The 16,001-nt window shown below is 40.7% G+C and carries 16 protein-coding genes; 7 read left to right on the top strand and 9 right to left on the bottom strand.

What is annotated here, in order from left to right; translation table 11 throughout:
• Positions 1-77: 77 nt before the first annotated feature.
• The 4 genes from QWZ08_RS13715 to QWZ08_RS13700 form a co-directional block, all read right to left on the bottom strand.
• The gene (locus tag QWZ08_RS13715; protein WP_290338012.1) at positions 78-836 is read right to left on the bottom strand and encodes a DUF1223 domain-containing protein; all 759 of its coding nucleotides are present in this window, start codon (positions 834-836) and stop codon (positions 78-80) included.
• Between the two features lie 14 nt (positions 837-850).
• A complete protein-coding gene (msrA, locus tag QWZ08_RS13710) occupies positions 851-1,486 on the bottom strand; it encodes a peptide-methionine (S)-S-oxide reductase MsrA (RefSeq protein WP_290338011.1) in 636 nt (211 codons plus the stop codon).
• Positions 1,487-1,497: 11 nt separating this feature from the next.
• Positions 1,498-2,028: a peptide-methionine (R)-S-oxide reductase MsrB gene (gene msrB / locus QWZ08_RS13705; RefSeq protein WP_290338010.1), complete on the bottom strand. Its 531-nt coding sequence runs from the start codon at positions 2,026-2,028 to the stop codon at positions 1,498-1,500.
• 277 nt (positions 2,029-2,305) lie between these two features.
• Positions 2,306-2,551: a hypothetical protein gene (locus QWZ08_RS13700; RefSeq protein ID WP_290338008.1), complete on the bottom strand. Its 246-nt coding sequence runs from the start codon at positions 2,549-2,551 to the stop codon at positions 2,306-2,308.
• 528 nt (positions 2,552-3,079) lie between these two features.
• Between QWZ08_RS13700 and QWZ08_RS13695 the strand changes: the two genes are divergently transcribed.
• The 3 genes from QWZ08_RS13695 to QWZ08_RS13685 all read left to right on the top strand — a co-directional run bounded on the left by QWZ08_RS13695 (position 3,080) and on the right by QWZ08_RS13685 (position 4,453).
• Positions 3,080-3,490, top strand: coding sequence for a restriction endonuclease subunit S (locus tag QWZ08_RS13695; RefSeq protein WP_290338007.1), 411 nt, complete (start codon positions 3,080-3,082; stop codon positions 3,488-3,490).
• 123 nt (positions 3,491-3,613) lie between these two features.
• Entirely contained in the window at positions 3,614-4,069 is a 456-nt protein-coding gene (locus tag QWZ08_RS13690; RefSeq protein WP_290338006.1) for a helix-turn-helix domain-containing protein, read from the top strand.
• A gap of 120 nt (positions 4,070-4,189) precedes the next feature.
• On the top strand, positions 4,190-4,453 hold the full coding sequence (locus tag QWZ08_RS13685) for a hypothetical protein (protein ID WP_290338005.1): 264 nt from the start codon (positions 4,190-4,192) through the stop codon (positions 4,451-4,453).
• A gap of 292 nt (positions 4,454-4,745) precedes the next feature.
• On the opposite strand, the gene QWZ08_RS13680 is transcribed toward QWZ08_RS13685, so the two are convergent.
• Positions 4,746-5,981, bottom strand: coding sequence for a cation:proton antiporter (locus QWZ08_RS13680; RefSeq protein WP_290338004.1), 1,236 nt, complete (start codon positions 5,979-5,981; stop codon positions 4,746-4,748).
• A gap of 434 nt (positions 5,982-6,415) precedes the next feature.
• On the opposite strand from QWZ08_RS13680, the gene QWZ08_RS13675 reads away from it, so the two are divergent.
• The 3 genes from QWZ08_RS13675 to QWZ08_RS13665 all read left to right on the top strand — a co-directional run bounded on the left by QWZ08_RS13675 (position 6,416) and on the right by QWZ08_RS13665 (position 10,134).
• Positions 6,416-6,850 carry a hypothetical protein gene (locus QWZ08_RS13675; protein ID WP_290338003.1) on the top strand — a complete coding sequence of 145 codons (435 nt, stop codon included), beginning with the start codon at positions 6,416-6,418 and terminating at the stop codon, positions 6,848-6,850.
• An 84-nt stretch (positions 6,851-6,934) separates the two neighbouring features.
• Positions 6,935-8,245, top strand: coding sequence for a TIGR00341 family protein (locus tag QWZ08_RS13670; RefSeq protein ID WP_290338002.1), 1,311 nt, complete (start codon positions 6,935-6,937; stop codon positions 8,243-8,245).
• A 113-nt stretch (positions 8,246-8,358) separates the two neighbouring features.
• Positions 8,359-10,134, top strand: a complete 1,776-nt coding sequence (locus tag QWZ08_RS13665) for a chloride channel protein (protein ID WP_290338001.1) — start codon at positions 8,359-8,361, stop codon at positions 10,132-10,134.
• Positions 10,135-10,251: 117 nt separating this feature from the next.
• Here the strand turns inward: QWZ08_RS13665 and QWZ08_RS28215 are convergent, their stop codons facing one another.
• From QWZ08_RS28215 to QWZ08_RS13655, 3 genes are all read right to left on the bottom strand, one after another.
• On the bottom strand, positions 10,252-10,458 hold the full coding sequence (locus QWZ08_RS28215; RefSeq protein WP_353960489.1) for a DUF3606 domain-containing protein: 207 nt from the start codon (positions 10,456-10,458) through the stop codon (positions 10,252-10,254).
• A gap of 91 nt (positions 10,459-10,549) precedes the next feature.
• Complete coding sequence (locus QWZ08_RS13660; RefSeq protein WP_290338000.1) at positions 10,550-12,187, bottom strand: tetratricopeptide repeat protein; 1,638 nt, start codon at positions 12,185-12,187, stop codon at positions 10,550-10,552.
• A gap of 42 nt (positions 12,188-12,229) precedes the next feature.
• On the bottom strand, positions 12,230-13,078 hold the full coding sequence (locus tag QWZ08_RS13655) for a universal stress protein (protein ID WP_290337999.1): 849 nt from the start codon (positions 13,076-13,078) through the stop codon (positions 12,230-12,232).
• Positions 13,079-13,331: 253 nt separating this feature from the next.
• On the opposite strand from QWZ08_RS13655, the gene QWZ08_RS13650 reads away from it, so the two are divergent.
• Positions 13,332-14,381 carry a mechanosensitive ion channel family protein gene (locus tag QWZ08_RS13650; RefSeq protein WP_290337998.1) on the top strand — a complete coding sequence of 350 codons (1,050 nt, stop codon included), beginning with the start codon at positions 13,332-13,334 and terminating at the stop codon, positions 14,379-14,381.
• Between the two features lie 233 nt (positions 14,382-14,614).
• Here QWZ08_RS13650 and QWZ08_RS13645 read toward each other — a convergent pair whose 3' ends face one another.
• Positions 14,615-15,997: a HAMP domain-containing sensor histidine kinase gene (locus QWZ08_RS13645; protein WP_290337997.1), complete on the bottom strand. Its 1,383-nt coding sequence runs from the start codon at positions 15,995-15,997 to the stop codon at positions 14,615-14,617.
• Positions 15,998-16,001: the final 4 nt, after the last annotated feature.

The raw sequence follows: 16,001 nt of genomic DNA, 5'->3' as shown, positions 1-16,001 counted from the left end.
TGCTTCGGCTTACATGCAATACGCTGCCCACGCAAAGTATTAACGTTGTCTAAGTTAAGAAATTGGCCTTGCTCTTGTCACTTTATTTCGGCCATTGCTGCACCAATTATTTTAAGGCTATTGCTCTGCTGCAGGTAAGCAATCACCCGCATGTTATTGTCCGCAGGTACAGGCGCCCGTTTAAAATTAATTGTCCCTGCTGCTGTTGCAGGAGCAGTAATCAACTGCCGTACAACATTTTCATTGGTGAGCGATAGACCGCTGTTTTCGCCCCTTTTTACTGAAGTGGTTTCGCTGTCTGATACCAATGCGAAATTTATTGTACAGTCTTCATAATTTCCTTCCAGCGAAAATTTTACCTGTGGTGGCGCATCATTTTGCAAATTGACAGTAAGTGTTTTAAATGCAGCCATAGGCACAGTCTTTAAAGATTTGCCCAGCGCATCTTTTAAATCGTTTTCATCTGAGCCAACAAACTGTCTGCTGCCGTTCACCACCATCTGCGGGGTATAGACAGATTTGTCATTTAGCTTCGCTGCGTAAGTCCTTTGCCGTTGCGAAAATTCTTTTGTGCTAAAAGGGTCTGCCCATCCCAGCCGGTTCCAGTAATCGACATGAAAAGAAAGTGCAAAGATCTTACGGCCATCCTTTTTTGATGCATTGATTGTCTGCGCCAGCAATTGATCTGCCGCAGGACAACTGGAGCAACCCTGGGATGTAAATAATTCAATAACAGCAACAGGTTGAAGGGACGTTTTCGGTTGCAACTGTGGCCGGAAAGCGACAGCTGCAAGCAATATACTACCAATGGCTGATAGCAAGAATAGCTTTTTCATTTTATACAATTGTACTATTTATAATTTGCTTTAAATTTTTTCTTAAAAGACAAAAACTCAGGAATAGAAACATTTGCTACATATGGGTTGCCCGGATTGTTATGAATGTATTCCTGGTGATAGTCTTCTGCTGGATAAAACTTCTTAAATGGCACCACTTCGGTAACAATGTTGTTTTTGTAGACTTTAAGACTGGTAAGACGTTTTATCTCGCTCTCAATAACCTGCTTTTCTGTTTCATTTCTGTAAAAAGCCATCGAACGGTATTCTGTGCCGGCATCATTGCCCTGCCTGTTCAAAGTAGTAGGATCCTGGCTGGCGAAAAAGGCTTTGACCAGTGTTTCATAACTTATTCTGGAAGGATCGTAATACACCTGCACAGTTTCTGCATGACCGGTGTTTCCACCGGCAACTTTTTCGTAAGTGGGATTTATATCGGTGCCACCGGCATATCCTGAAACGGCATCCCTTACGCCATCCAGGCTTTGAAAGACAATTTCGGCATGCCAGAAGCAACCTTCGGCAAAAGTAGCCACCGCTTCGTTGGGTAAGGGTTTTGTTGAACCGGGTACGAAATTTAATTTACTGCTTTGCGCTGAAGAAATCAGGCCTATAGACAGCAGGAAAAGAATGGCGAATATGAGTTTCATTTTATTTATTTTTATTTTGAATTTACAGGTGGTTGTGCACCTTCAGGTACAAAAATGAGTGCGGCAGAATTCATACAATAACGTTTGCCGGTGGGTGCCGGCCCATCGTCAAATACATGGCCTAGATGGGAGCCGCTTTTGCTATCAACAACGGCTATGCGGGTGCTTCCAAAACTATTGTCCACTACCAACCTCACGGCATCGGGATTGATGGGTGCAAAAAAACTTGGCCATCCGGTGCCGGAGTTAAATTTCGTCTCCGAACTGAAAACTGGTTGCAGTGATGCCGCTGAATAATAGGTACCTTTTTTATAAAAATGGTCATACTTTCCGGTGCCTGGCTTTTCAGTTCCTTCCTGGCGCAGAATATAGTATTGTTCTTGTGTTAACCGGGCCTTCCATGCTGCATCTGATAATTTCAACGGATAGACAGTTTTATCAGTTGCCATGGGTGGGTCAGGATATTTTTTAGATTGTGCTTCGGTGTAACCGGCTGTAAACAGCAACAGCGCCGCCAATAATACTGATTGAATTTTTTTCATGATCTGTGTTTGATAATTTAATAGTGTAAAATTATTTTTTAAGTATCACGAAATAATCACGAAAGCATGTCATTTTCACAAAAGCTGATCTTTAACAAAAATGTTAAATTGCCCGGTATGCATAACTGCTAACTGCTATGGTAAACCGGCAGCCGGAAAATAAAAGCACTGCCGGCATTTACTTCGGTTACCAGTTCAAGAGATGAGAGGGGAAGATCTAAGAATGTTAATTCCTGTGTCTTCGGCCGGCTGGCCAGCCAGCAAAAGTTAAGGCATTTTAATTTAAAGAAACAGTTATGCTAATCTCTGAATAAACAGTATACATTTTACCGAGGTCAATAGTATCTATCTGAGCCCCAGCTAAACACTCTAAACCGGTATTTTCATTTTGTCTAAAAAAGAAGGTGTCGCCATAAAAGATTTCTATAACACCAGGTATTAAATTTAAAAACGCATAGCCCATATACAGAAGAACCAGCTTGTTGCCAACATGCAGGCAAGGCCAAACGTTGTGCAGTTGCATTGCTTCCTGTTTAACCTTTATTTCGATTGCCTTTAAAACCATTTATAGTCCTTATTCCATCCTGATCGTAGCAACCCGGCCTTGAAACAGCGTTTGGCAAAAGCAAGGTTTTTGTAAAAAGAATACTATCCGCCGCGGCGGATGGAGATTGTTTTTACAAAACCCTGGCAAGGCCCGACCTTAGTCGGGGCGCAGACCTTGCTTTTGCCAAACCTGTCAAGAAATTTGCGGCTGATAGGGATGAATGAGTTTTAGAAATTTATTGTAAAGAAATCTGCTTTTGTACAGTCTCCGGAGTTTTGTTGGTACGCCTGAAGCAATTTGAAATATCCTGAATTGTGGTTGGCGACGCAGGAGCCAATCTCAATGACCAATATTTTTTTACTGTGCAGTTCGCATGACTCATTTGCAGAAGGCGCAATTAATTAATACAGGCGTACTGCGTAGGTTATGTACACTTGCCTTATTATAGATTGTTTTGGACAGATCTTGTAATACCGGACGCAATTTTAAAATACAGCCTTGCGGATGCAATATACAATAAGTAAAGATGATATTTATATGACCATAGTCGGCGGAACAATTGGCAAATGTGGCTTGATCCCTGAAAAATTCCACGATATGAATTTCACAGAAAATGCTGCGAAAATTACACCGATATTGGTTGATAAATTTTTTTTATGGAAATGTTTAGATAGTCCTTTTTGTCAAATGCAATTCATTGATAAAACAAAACAAGTTGGAGTTCAAAAAATGGCATTGAATAGATTTTCAAGCTCACTAATTCCAATTCCTCCTTTGATGGAGCAAAATCGAATTGTAAAAAAAATCGACGAGTTAATGCAAAATTGCGATGAGTTAGAAGAAAGCATCAAACAAAGCGCAGCACAAAATGAAAAATTATTGCAGCAGGTTTTAAGAGAAGCGTTGCGTAAATAAAGCTAAGTGCATGCAAACCGCAGATTTCAGCAGTGCTTGCTGAAGCAGTTCGTGATGGTTCGTTATCCATAACCAATGAAGGCCCCGAATCAAACACAGGTTTTAATTACACAATCAACAAGGATGAATAAGCCAACAAGACAAATAAGTGCTGCCATACAGCAGTTGCAAAAAAGCCGCTCTGCCACCGCATTTGAAAAAACAAAAAAGCAGCTGATGCTGGCGGCAAAAATTCAGGATGCGATAAAAGAAAAGGGACTTAATAATTCCCGCTTTGCCCAACAAATGGATCAGCATCCATCTGTAATAAGCAAATGGCTGAGTGGTACACATAATTTTACCACCGATACCTTGTTTGATATTGAAGCAGTATTGGGCATTAAGCTGGTGATGATTACTGAACCAAAGCCCGAAGTAATTGTAAAAGAATACCTGGCAGTTGTAATGGGCGGCAGTACCGTTCGCTATGATCATCTGCACTACTCGGGCAAAACAACAATCGGCATGTCAAAAAACATCCGTATTACTGCCACACCTTTAGCGCCACATCATAAATTAACCCTGCCTATTTTTAATTGAAAAATCTTTTAGTGCCTTAGTATTGCCCGAAAAGGGCATCGCCTGAAACACAATTTAACCTGGCGATTGATGTGAGCATTGACAAGGCAAGTAAAAAATTGTAAACCGTTCCAGGTAAAAATGATGATTGCAACATTGGAAGGTACACCTGCGAGCATAACAATTGCCTGCACTTTTGACATCATCAACTTTGAAGAAGTAATTATCAGCAATGGCGATGCTGCAACCATACCCGATACAATCCTGGAAACGCTTAATATTATTACTATCGGCACCATGCGGGGCATTATGTTTACTGGATTCAGAGGCACGTGGCTGCACAATTCAATTCTTCCTGTAATTGATCCAAAATTTTTTAAACAAGGTGCTACGCCAGCGCTTTAAAAGCAGTGAACACAGGCATTCGACTGGTATTACGGTTTGGCGGTTGCAGAAAGACAGGCGCATTTGAACGGAAAAAGCTGTAAACGAACATGGATAAAGATATGCGCCGGCAGTCAGGAAAACAGCACACCATTCATTTTCCGAGGCAGGTAAAGATCAGTTGCCCGTTCAGCTTACCGGCGGACCTCATATGACCTGCGGTCAGGCACGATAGTTATCCAGGCATCATGTAATCTATAAATCTGAACCATAGCAACCCGGCATGGAGATTCAGGTTTACATCTTTACATCATCACCGGCACAGCCAATTGATTAATTTTTTTATGGAAAATCCCTGCACCAACACAGAGAAAAGTACCACCACAAATGTGATGGATACAATGGTATCTTTATAAGGATTTGCCGGCATTGATAAAGCCAGCGCAATGGAGATGCCGCCACGCAATCCTCCCCAGGTCATGATAGCAAGTGTTTTAGTACCCAATTCTTTTTTAAATCCAAAAGACCATGCAGGTATCCACAATGAAATATACCTGGCGAGTACTACCAGTATTGCAGTAATGATGCCGATAAAAATATAGCTGAACTGAAAATTAACTACTACAATCTCCAGCCCGATCAGCATAAAAAGTACTGCATTCAGTATCTCGTCCGTTACCTCCCAGAATTTCCCCAGGTAATCTCTTGTTGTATCACTCATAGCCCGCTCCTTGCCCCTGTTTCCCGTCATGATACCGGCAACAACCATTGCCAGGGGGCCCGAAACATGCAGGTAATGACAAAGGCTGTAACCACCCATTACCATTGCCAGCGATATCAAAATTTCAGTTTGAAAATTGTCAATGGACTTCATCATGTGGTAACCCAAAAATCCTATGATTAAACCGGTAACAATACCTCCGGCGGCTTCACGAAGAAAAAGCAATCCGATATCGCTTGCGCTGGTATTCTCTAATCCAACTGCTACAATGTTTGCAATGGTGGCAAATATTACCACTCCTATACCATCATTAAAAAGGGATTCCCCAACAATATTTGTTTCAATTGATTTTGACAGATTGGCCTTTGTTAAAATACTCATTACCGCAATCGGATCTGTGGGAGATATTAAAGCCCCGAACAGCAGGCAATAAATTACGGGAACAGGATGCTGAAAGATCTGCATTAAAAAATAAAAAATAACACCAATAATAAAAGTTGAAAGAACGGTACCCAGGGTTGCAAAGCTGCCGATGCTTTTAGCTGCTTTTCTCAGGTCATGCAAATGAACATGCAATGAACCTGCAAAAAGTAAAAAGCTAAGCAGTATGCCGAGCAGGAATTCAGAAAAATTTATAAGGGATAATTGTGCCTTTATTTCTGCGGCAATGGCTGAAGAAAAATAACCTGCCGCAACAACGGCCACGGCAACAAGGGTGCCCATCATCATGAGGCTGATACCGGAAGGAAGTTTAAACAGCCTTACGTTGATATAAGAAAAAAAAGCTGCCAGTGTTATTAATATCGAAAAAAGACCAAAAACTTCCATAAGTACCAGGTGCGTTTTTAATAATATTTTGTTGAAGCAATACCTCTTTAAATTTAATTATTAAGCTAGGCAGGTGCTTCAGAGTATCGCTGTACCGGCACAAAGATATTGCAGCAGGCGCTAACACCGGGTACAACACGGTTTTAGACCAAACCACGGGACTTCCTGTTATATTCTGTAAGAAGCAACGCAATAAGTGTAAAGCCCCGTTTAGTGAGGATTTGCGCTCCGAACAGGTAAAATAAATCCCCTTTCAACAACTAAACAGGTAGCACCCTCCACCAGGATTTTAATCAGATTTTAATCCTGCTTTAATCCCTTCAGTAACCAAAAACGGCACCTTTACATCTTCGGCATGGTTGAGCACCTATTTTAACGGCACCGGCTTTGCTGCATATGTTTTAAATAAAGTAACATCACTAAACAAATGATTTATGAAACCGTTTTATGACCTGACAGAAGAGGAAAATAATCAATTGCTTTTACTACCTGTTTATATATCGTTGCAGGCGCTCAATAATGGAAATAGCCATGGTGACAATGCGCTGGAAGAAGCTGTAAGATTTGCGCACATCAAAACCTTTTCCTGCGATCCGCTGCTCATCCCCTATTACCGGGAGGTCGATCACCATTTTGCAGACGCTATTGAACGGCTGAACAGGGAGTTGCCTGAAAATACTGCAGCCCGAAGCGCCGCCATCGATAAAGAACTGGAAGTAATTGACCGCATCGTGTGTAAATTAAATCAACAATACGTAGGAGTAATACACCGGAGCATGCAATCGTTTGGTGACCATGTGGCTAAAGCGCAGCATAGTGTATTGAGCAATTTTGTTTTACCGATGCCGATGCCAGGGCTGGATATTTAGCTTTACAGTGGCGACTGAATTCCTCCACCCATGGGTATAGGTATCGTCAAAATGGTTACCTTTAAAAACTGCAAATGATGGATATTGAGTAATTTCTTAAACAAGTTTAAACTTCACGCAGAAAAAGAGCACTTACCCACTGTTATTGAAAATATCAGTACAGGTTCCGTGTTTCGCGGCACCAATCTGTGGATCCTCATCTTTGCCATATTTGTGGCATCCCTTGGCTTAAATGTAAATTCAACTGCTGTTATCATTGGTGCTATGCTTATATCACCTTTGATGGGCCCCATCATGGCGCTTGGGCTGGGTATTGGCATTAACGATACGGCTTTGCTGCGCAAAGCAATTTATAATTTTCTTGTAGCTACAGGTGTTGCCTTAACAACCTCTACAATATTTTTTTTGATGTCGCCTTTAAACGAGGCACACTCTGAAATTCTCGCAAGAACCGCTCCCAACATATATGATGTACTGATTGCTTTATTTGGTGGCTTCGCCGGTATCATTGCAACATCCAGCAAGCAAAAGGGAAACGTAATTCCAGGTGTAGCCATTGCTACGGCTTTAATGCCACCACTTTGCACAGCAGGTTACGGACTGGCTACGTTGCAGTTTGCTTTTTTTTTCGGGGCGTTTTACTTATTCATCATCAATACCGTTTTTATAGCGCTGGCTACTTTTATAATGGTACGCTTCCTGCATTTTCCATATAAAGCCGGTCCGGATGAAAAAGCTGAAAAACGTGCCCACCGTGTTGTATGGATTGTAGTATTGATCACCCTGATACCGAGCCTTTATTTTGGTTACGACCTGGTGCAGCAAAACAGGTTCACCAAAAAGGCAAACAATTTTATCAACAATGAAGGGCATTTTACCAATGATTACCTGTTGAACAAGAAAATTGATGCAAAGGAGAAAAAAATAACCCTCGTATATGGTGGCAAAGAAATAACAGCTGCCGAGATAGCAGCCCTTAACAGCCAGCTGAAAAAGTATGATCTGGAATCTGCTGAGCTTGATATAAAACAGGGCTTTGCCTATTTGGCGGAGAAGCAAAACGAACCAGAAAATGAACAATCCAGCCAGTTAACGCTGGCATTGCAAATAAAAGAGAATGAGACAAAAATACTACAGGCAAAACTGGATAGTATCGGCAATATGCGAAAGTTATCCAGCCAGGTGTATGCTGAACTGAAAGCGCAGTATCCGGACCTGAAAAGTGCGGTGATACAACCATCTGAAATGCTTACAGATAGCTCAGGCTCCAGGCCCACTTTTATCGTGCTATTACCTGGTAATTCAAAAAAAATGCTACAGGAAAAGTCAAAAATAGAAAACTGGCTTAAAGTGAGGTTACACAGAAATGATATCCAGTTGATTTTTAAAAACTGATTTTTTTACTTCTTATGATCGCTGGATTTTCCACCTATTTTTAGATGTTGTTACATGAATTTAACCCGACAGCAGGTAATGCATGTAAATAGAGATTGTAATTAAATTATCTAATGAAGTTATACCACCATACCATTCAGTTCCTCCGCTCCAGGCTTAGCCGGATGCAGTTTATTATGGTTATTGCAACCATCACCGGGCTGGCATCAGGTCTTGTAGCAGTGCTGCTTAAAACGCTGGTGCATCACCTGCAGCTTTGGATAAAAGAGATGCCCGTTTCTGATTTTGCGTTTCTGCTTTTCCCCGTCGTTGGTCTGCTTATTACTGTTGCTATCATTAATATTTTTTTTGGTGGCCAAATCGAAAAAGGAATTGCAATGGTGCTGAAAGCCATTGCAAGACGATCGTCTTTTATACCGCTGAATCACACTTATCTGCATGTTATAACAAGTTCACTAACAGTCGGCCTGGGAGGATCTGTCGGACTGGAAGCTCCCATCGTTGCAACAGGATCGGCCATTGGTTCAAATGTGTCGAGAATCAGCGATTTAAATTACCAGGAGCGCACATTATTAATAGCATGTGGCGCAGCAGCCGGTATTGCTGCAGTATTCAATGCCCCTATTGCCGGAGTTATATTTGCTGTTGAGGTATTGTTGGCTGAAACGGTGGTAAGTTATTTTATACCACTTATTATTTCTTCGGTGGTAGGTGCCCTGTGCTCAAAAATAATACTGGCAGAAGCTTCACTTTTTAATTTTGTACTCAAGCAAAGCTTTGATTATAAAAATGTACCTTTTTACATATTGCTGGGCATCTTTGCCGGATTCACTTCCCTCTATTATGCCCGCATTTTTAAAGGCACAGAAAAAAAAGTACACGGCTGGAACATGAAGAGTTATAGTAAAGCTGCCGTTGGCGGTATGCTGTTGCTTGCTATTTATTTTGTGTTTCCGCCATTGTTTGGGGAAGGATATGGAAGTGTAAAACTGGTAGCTAATGGAACATTTAAATCTTTTTCAGATAATACCCGTTTCTTTTCGTTGCTTGGAGAAAACTGGGGCATAATTGCATTCACTGCTTTCATAGTTTTAATTAAGCCAGTAGCCGCAGGCATTACTATTGGTGCTGGTGGCAACGGCGGAAACTTTGCGCCCTCGCTTTTTGCAGGATCTTATTTAGGGTTCTTTTTTTCAAAGATTCTGAACAGTATATCCTGGATTCAAATACCGGCAGGCAACTTCAGTCTGGTGGGCATGGCAGGTGTTTTAAGCGGGGTAATGTATTGCCCGCTAACAGCCATTTTTTTAATTGCCGAAATAACCAACGGTTATGAGCTGTTTATACCGCTGATGATTGTTTCTTCTATTTCATTTTTTATTGTAAAATCGTACGAACCCTATTCAATGGAGACAAAAAAGCTGGCGATGGAAGGACAAATATTTACGCAAAAAAAAGAAAAAAATATTCTCACTTCCATCCGGCTGGATGATATGCTGCAGGATAATTATGAGAGTATTGGCTTAGATAAAAAATTAAAGCAACTGGTGGAAGTTATAAAACGAAGTGAGAAAAATATTTATGCTGTGGCAGACAACAAGGGGAAATTTGCCGGCATCATAGAATTAAATGATATTAAGCAAAAGCTATTTCACCCCGACGAATTTGATAAAATTTCTGTGAAAGCATTAATGAAAAGACCAGCTGCTATTTTACTGCAGCAACATGATATGCACACCGTGATGGAAAAATTTGATGTTACACAAAGTTGGTATTTGCCGGTACTTGACAATGAAGGTAAATTCAAAGGCTTTATATCTAAAACAAAGCTCTTTAATAAATACCGGGAGATTCTGGCGGAGCAGGGTGATTTGTATGACGAAGGTTAGCAACTTATTGCAACATCCAATTATCATTACTTGTTGAACAGATAATCTGCTGCTGCCCACAATTTAAATTTTAGAATTTACTCAAACACCTCACCGGGCATGCTTAAATAAAGAAAGTTATACAACTTTCCGGTTGCAATCAGCGTTTATTAATCCTATATACTTCCGCACTTCCTGAACCGAATTTCCGATATGGTCTATTGCTGACAAAAGCTTTTCCGGACCAACTCCTAAATGAGCAGACCACCAGATCAATTCACAAAGGTCATTGGAATTAATCGTGTCGAACTTAACCGGAACCTTGATTTTTATTTCGCCGCTCATTTATTAAGATTTATATTTCATTCAATCATTTCTTAGCATAAACAGATTAACCTGCCGGAAAAAATACAATCCCGGCAGGTTTACCTCAATGTCAATTATTCCCCTTACCATCTTTAATCCATTTCTCCAGAATTTTAGCATTTTTGTCGGCTTCCGCATCTTCAGGATTCAGTGCAAGAATTCTGCTGTAATACTCCAGCGATGCGGCATAATCTTTTGTAATGATTGCTTCATAAGCGCCAAGGTATTGATAAGCCCGCAGTAATAAGGGTCTATTTTTTACAGAGTCTTTAATGGCAACTTCCACTAAGCCTTTATAATGCGGCACTGCAAGCCCCTTTTCCATTGTTGTATCTATTGATGCATTGCTTCGTGCCCGCCACAGGTAGCCATGAACCTGGTCAGGATATTTCAACTCATAAATTGCAAACACGCTATCCGCTTTTTCAAAATTTTCGGCAGCATATAAAGCCATGCCCCATTTATAAATATCCAGGTTTGTAGGGCTCTTTTTATTTTCATAAACCCTCTCCCTCCACACGGATTCTCTTTCCCTGTTACCCAATTGCTGTTGCAAATCAGCAAGTGATATCATGTAATTCAATTTTTCATTTTTGTTACTGTCGGCGGCAAGCGCTTTTCTGTACCATACAATGGCTTCTGCTTTATCCGGGCTCAGTTTTTCCAGCAGGTTGGCCTTTAACTCATAATCCTTCGCCACAATCTGTGCCGTATCCTGTTTATCAAAATAAGTATTCATGTATTGCAATGCAGCCGTAGAATCGCCCAGCGCAGCCTTGCTATAGGCTATCAGTTTATACAACCGCGGTTGTGCTTCGTTGCCCTGCTCACTTAAAATGCTGTCGGCACCTGCAATTGCTTCCCTGTATTTTTTAGATACATATTGAAGGTCTGTTACCATATATTGATGCACGGGATCAGGATCGGAGTTGCGTATGTAGGCAGTAAGAAACTGGTTTGCTTTTACCACATCTGTAAAATAATAATAGTAGTATAACTCGTACAGTGCCGGTGTGTAAACACTATCCATTTCATAAGCCTTTGTAAACTTCTCCAGGTATATTTCCTTATTCTTTTGCGTTTTATAAATTACCCCCGTTTTATACATAGGTTCCGCATAAGTTGGATTTAACGCAATGGCCTGATCGTAGTTGATGATTGCTCTTCCACCATCGGTCATTTTGAAATAAGCATCTCCCATTGCAGCATATATTTCCGCATTCTTTTTGTCTTTTTTTATTGCCTGGGCAAGCAGTTCCAGCGCCCATGGCATATCGCCATTTTTACTATCAATATTTGCCCGTGCTGCGGCTAACAACGCATCGGGATTTTTATACTTACCTGCTTTTAAAACCTCTTCCATCTGGCTTTTGGCTGCAGTGGTAAGTCCTGAGTCCAGTAGTATATGGGCCCTGCCAATAAATACCAGGGGATGATCTTTCATTGCACCTTGTTCCAGCAACTGTGCAGGAATTTTTGATGCCATCTTATTGGCCGAGTCAATATTTTTCTCTTTCAGATAAACTTCCATCAGCCAATACCAGGCATCCGGCGAAGCATCACCTTTTGCAAGCACTGACTGCAATATAGTTTTCGCAGACTGGTATTTTTCGTAGTATATATCTTTCCTGGCATCTTCAATTGTCTGCGACTTGGTGGTAATTGAATTTAGCAGGATCAGTATTGATAGAATTGGTAACTTTTTCATACAATTAAAATAATAGTGTTATAAAAAATGATGAGTGAATATTCAACCTGGGTTTACCGCAAGTATGGGCGGAGCAGAATATTTTTGCAGAATATTTCCTAACAGGGACGAAAAAAATCCGGGCATTTTTGTTTGTGTACCGGGATTTACAATCACAAGGTCTGCTGACTGAAGCATTGCAAACTCATGCACTGCTTCGGCTACGTTCTCGCTTACAATAATTTCAGTTTCAACCCGTACATCGCAATTGTCTGTTATTAACTGCAGGGATTTTGCGAGGTAATATTGAACTTGTTTTTTCACCCGCTCATTTTCAACACCCAATAATTTAATGGTAGTATTATAAAATGAACCGATATACACGCCGTACATTAATTTTCTTACAGGCAAAAAATTGGTGACCGGAATAACAATTGAATACAGCTTGGTGAGCCTCCTGTTAGAAGGGATAGTAATAACCGGGATATTTGTTTTTTCAGCAATGAAGTCGGGATTTACAAACATTTTTCTTTTGGTCAATGCGCTCCGGTTTTGCCCGATCAGCACCAGATCGATATGGTTATCATAAACATACTCAACGACAGATTCATTCCACGAACCTTCCCGGATACCACAGAAAACCTGCACTGTATCTGTCGCAAGCAGTTCAATGTACTTAATCAGCCGTTTCATCTGGGCTTCCAGTTCTACCTTATTCTCAACCATTATTGCAGGCACCATTGTATGCCCTTCTGCCAAGGCAATAGTCGTAAAAGGTGAGTGGTTGGCAACATGTAATAAATGTATCTGACAGTTATATTGCTGTGCGATTTCAACCGCTTTTTCAACAGCCGCTTTGGACCGGGGAGAAAAATCGACTGGAACTAAAATTTTATTAAACAGCTTTTGCATAGTAAGTAAATTATAATACAACGTTACCTGCCAGTTTTAAAAACGGGATTAAGCTCTCATTAAAATCGGGTTAAAATTTGCATCCACTAAACCTTATTGCTTTTAACAGAAAGGTAATCAGCCTTTAATTTCATTTTAATCGTGCATTAATTTCTGCTTACTAGTATTGCAGCAATCAAATCATTTACAACACAATTTCCCATGGAAGACATCACCAGGAAAATAGTATGGGGGCAATACTGTCTTAAATTATATGATGGTGGCAGCTGCCATTGCTTTCATCTGGCTGTTGCTAAGGTTAACTAAAAGGCGATTGCTGTTACTGCTAAAAAATATTACAACCCGCACAACTACCAAACTGGATGATGTAGTGGTTGAGCTTACTGAAAAATTTATTTTGTCATACGGCTATCTTTTCATCAATTATAACATCATAAAACAACTTTACCTTTCACCCAAGGCAGAGAAGATAGCAGGCGCAGCGATGATGGTGATTACAACTTACTTTACAATCAGGCTGGCCAATTTTTTAGTCAGCGTGCTGGTAGTAGGATATATGAAAAGAAAGCAGGAGCCGCAACACAGGATAAGGCAGGTAGATGGCATGTTACTGGTATTGAGGGCACTGGTGTGGGCTATGGGCATTATTATGCTGATAGACAACCTAGGCTACAACGTTACTACCATAATAGCCGGCCTTGGCGTTGGTGGCATTGCCATCGCACTTGCTGCGCAATCTATCCTGGGTGATCTTTTTAGTTACATCGTCATCTTTTTTGATAAGCCATTTGAGATTGGCGACTTTATTGTAATGGGCGAGAACAGTGGTGTAGTTGAAACCATTGGTATTAAGACGTCGCATATAAGAAGCCTTGACGGGCAGCAATTAATTATGCCCAATGCAGAAATGGTGAAGTCTATTATACAAAACTTTAAACGGCTGGAACGCAGGCGAATCGTTTTCAGCATCGGCGTTGTGTATAATACCAGTGCTGATAAACTCCGGCGCATCCCCGCTATCGCTAAAGACATCATCGCCCTTCAACCAGAAGTTCATTTTGACCGGGTACACCTGAAGGCTTTTGGCGATTTCAGCATCAACTACGAAATAGTCTATTATCTCAATTCAGCAGATTACGTAAAGTATATGGATGTACAACAGGCGATATGCCTGGCCATTTTTGAAGCATTTGAAGAAGTTGAAATTGAATTTGCTTTTCCTACGCAAACTTTATTTATTAACAACCGGAATGATGTACAAGCGCCGGTAAAAAAGCGATACACCGAAGCTGCACATTCCTGACCACACCTGTAAATATTTACATTACCATGCAGTACTGGCACCTGCTTCATTAATAAAATATTTTATTTAGAAAAACCAGTTTTTTATCAGCAGCGTTGTAAAAAAAATGTACTCATCAGAACGGTAAAAAATATACAGTTAATTAAAAACTTTTTAAGGTAATCATTACTCATCATATACTTTTTAAAGTGATCCCGATTTTACCGTTGCCCACTGAAGACAGTTTAAAGCAGTTAAATTTTAGCAAGTATATTGGGAAGTTCAATAGTGAAAATGGTGCCCTTTTCAAGGTTAGACTCAACAGCTATGCTTCCTTTATGCAGGAAGAGAATGCGCTTTGTTAACGTAAGTCCCAGACCAAACCCCGGCTTTTGCTGAACATTTTCCGCCCTGAAAAAAGGTTGAAATATATTCTGTATATCAGCCTCTGCAATAATATCCCCGCTGTTGGTAACATTGATGACAATGGCCTTTTTGTCGAACAGGACAGAAATGGCAGATTCTTTGTTATCGGAATATTTGCATCCATTCTCGATGATGTTTTTGAACGCAATGTAAAGCAGGTTTGAGTTTCCAAACACTGTAAATAATTGCTCATCATCAGGTAAAGTTTCAAAATTCAATGCCACTTTATATCCCTCGGTCTGCTTTTGAACATCGGAGATCACTTTCATTAAAACTTCGTCCAGCCGAACTTCATTTAAATCTATGCTGCCCTGCGAACCGGTTTTCGCAATGTCCAGTAAACTTCGGGTAAGCAAATGCAGCGCTTTGATGTCCTCATAAACACTTTCCAATACGGCCTGGTATTCTCCCTGGGTTCTTGGCTTTTGTAGAGCAACTTCCAGCTGTGCGGAAACAGACGTGAGGGGAGTGGACAGTTCGTGAGAGGCGTTGGAAATAAACCGCCGTTGGATAGCAAAGGAGTCCTGCAAACGGTCGAGCAAACTATTAAAAGTGAGTGCCAGTTTGGTTAATTCGTCTTTTGCCTTATTGATTTTTATACGCTGCGAAAAATTGTTTGAAGTGATGAGGTTTACCTCGCCGGTAATACGTTTAATGGGATTGATAAGATTTTTGGCGAATACAACGCCCGCGTAAAACGAAAGCATCACTGCCATTACTGCGGCTATCAGTAGTATTTTTTTTAGCTGCTGTAAATACTCCTGCCCGTCTATATCAGAAGCAGCTACGGCGATAATAAATTTTTTATCGCCACCGGTGTAATGCAGAGCCACGGCTTTTTTTTTCTGATAAGTAAAAAAATATTCGTCCGCACTTGTTGCCTGTTCTATAATATCCGGTGACAGATATAACGAATCACCCGCCGTATCAGAAAACATGTATTCCTTTCCATCGCCGAAACCCGCAATTGTTACACTTTTATTGTAAAGAGATGCGACAGCAGCGGCATCTAACCTTCTTAACACACCGTAATTGTTATCATTGATATCCGAATACACTTTTGCCGTGCTCAATGCCCGGTTTTTTAGTCTTTTTTTGAACGCATTATCCCGTTCCCTTGCGCTAAAAAAAAAGACCGCCAGGCTTACGATCGCCAGTATAATGGTTACCAGCCCGGAGAACAAAAAGGCAATTTTATATTTGATACTCATTCTG

Origin of the sequence: Ferruginibacter paludis (assembly GCF_030409685.1) — a bacterium.
Classification (GTDB): domain Bacteria; phylum Bacteroidota; class Bacteroidia; order Chitinophagales; family Chitinophagaceae; genus Ferruginibacter; species Ferruginibacter paludis.
Note: the sequence above shows the minus strand (reverse complement) of the source record. Positions and strands in the feature narration are given on the sequence as shown.

Excerpts from the sequence above, each read along its gene's own strand:
- QWZ08_RS13715 (WP_290338012.1), bottom strand. The coding sequence starts at position 836 with ATGAAAAAGCTATTCTTGCTATCAGCCATTGGTAGTATATTGCTTGCA.
- msrA (WP_290338011.1), bottom strand. The coding sequence starts at position 1,486 with ATGAAACTCATATTCGCCATTCTTTTCCTGCTGTCTATAGGCCTGATT.
- msrB (WP_290338010.1), bottom strand. The coding sequence starts at position 2,028 with ATGAAAAAAATTCAATCAGTATTATTGGCGGCGCTGTTGCTGTTTACA.
- QWZ08_RS13700 (WP_290338008.1), bottom strand. The coding sequence starts at position 2,551 with ATGCAACTGCACAACGTTTGGCCTTGCCTGCATGTTGGCAACAAGCTG.
- QWZ08_RS13695 (WP_290338007.1), top strand. The coding sequence starts at position 3,080 with ATGCAATATACAATAAGTAAAGATGATATTTATATGACCATAGTCGGC.
- QWZ08_RS13690 (WP_290338006.1), top strand. The coding sequence starts at position 3,614 with ATGAATAAGCCAACAAGACAAATAAGTGCTGCCATACAGCAGTTGCAA.
- QWZ08_RS13685 (WP_290338005.1), top strand. The coding sequence starts at position 4,190 with ATGATGATTGCAACATTGGAAGGTACACCTGCGAGCATAACAATTGCC.
- QWZ08_RS13680 (WP_290338004.1), bottom strand. The coding sequence starts at position 5,981 with ATGGAAGTTTTTGGTCTTTTTTCGATATTAATAACACTGGCAGCTTTT.
- QWZ08_RS13675 (WP_290338003.1), top strand. The coding sequence starts at position 6,416 with ATGAAACCGTTTTATGACCTGACAGAAGAGGAAAATAATCAATTGCTT.
- QWZ08_RS13665 (WP_290338001.1), top strand. The coding sequence starts at position 8,359 with ATGAAGTTATACCACCATACCATTCAGTTCCTCCGCTCCAGGCTTAGC.
- QWZ08_RS28215 (WP_353960489.1), bottom strand. The coding sequence starts at position 10,458 with ATGAGCGGCGAAATAAAAATCAAGGTTCCGGTTAAGTTCGACACGATT.
- QWZ08_RS13660 (WP_290338000.1), bottom strand. The coding sequence starts at position 12,187 with ATGAAAAAGTTACCAATTCTATCAATACTGATCCTGCTAAATTCAATT.
- QWZ08_RS13655 (WP_290337999.1), bottom strand. The coding sequence starts at position 13,078 with ATGCAAAAGCTGTTTAATAAAATTTTAGTTCCAGTCGATTTTTCTCCC.
- QWZ08_RS13650 (WP_290337998.1), top strand. The coding sequence starts at position 13,332 with ATGATGGTGGCAGCTGCCATTGCTTTCATCTGGCTGTTGCTAAGGTTA.
- QWZ08_RS13645 (WP_290337997.1), bottom strand. The coding sequence starts at position 15,997 with ATGAGTATCAAATATAAAATTGCCTTTTTGTTCTCCGGGCTGGTAACC.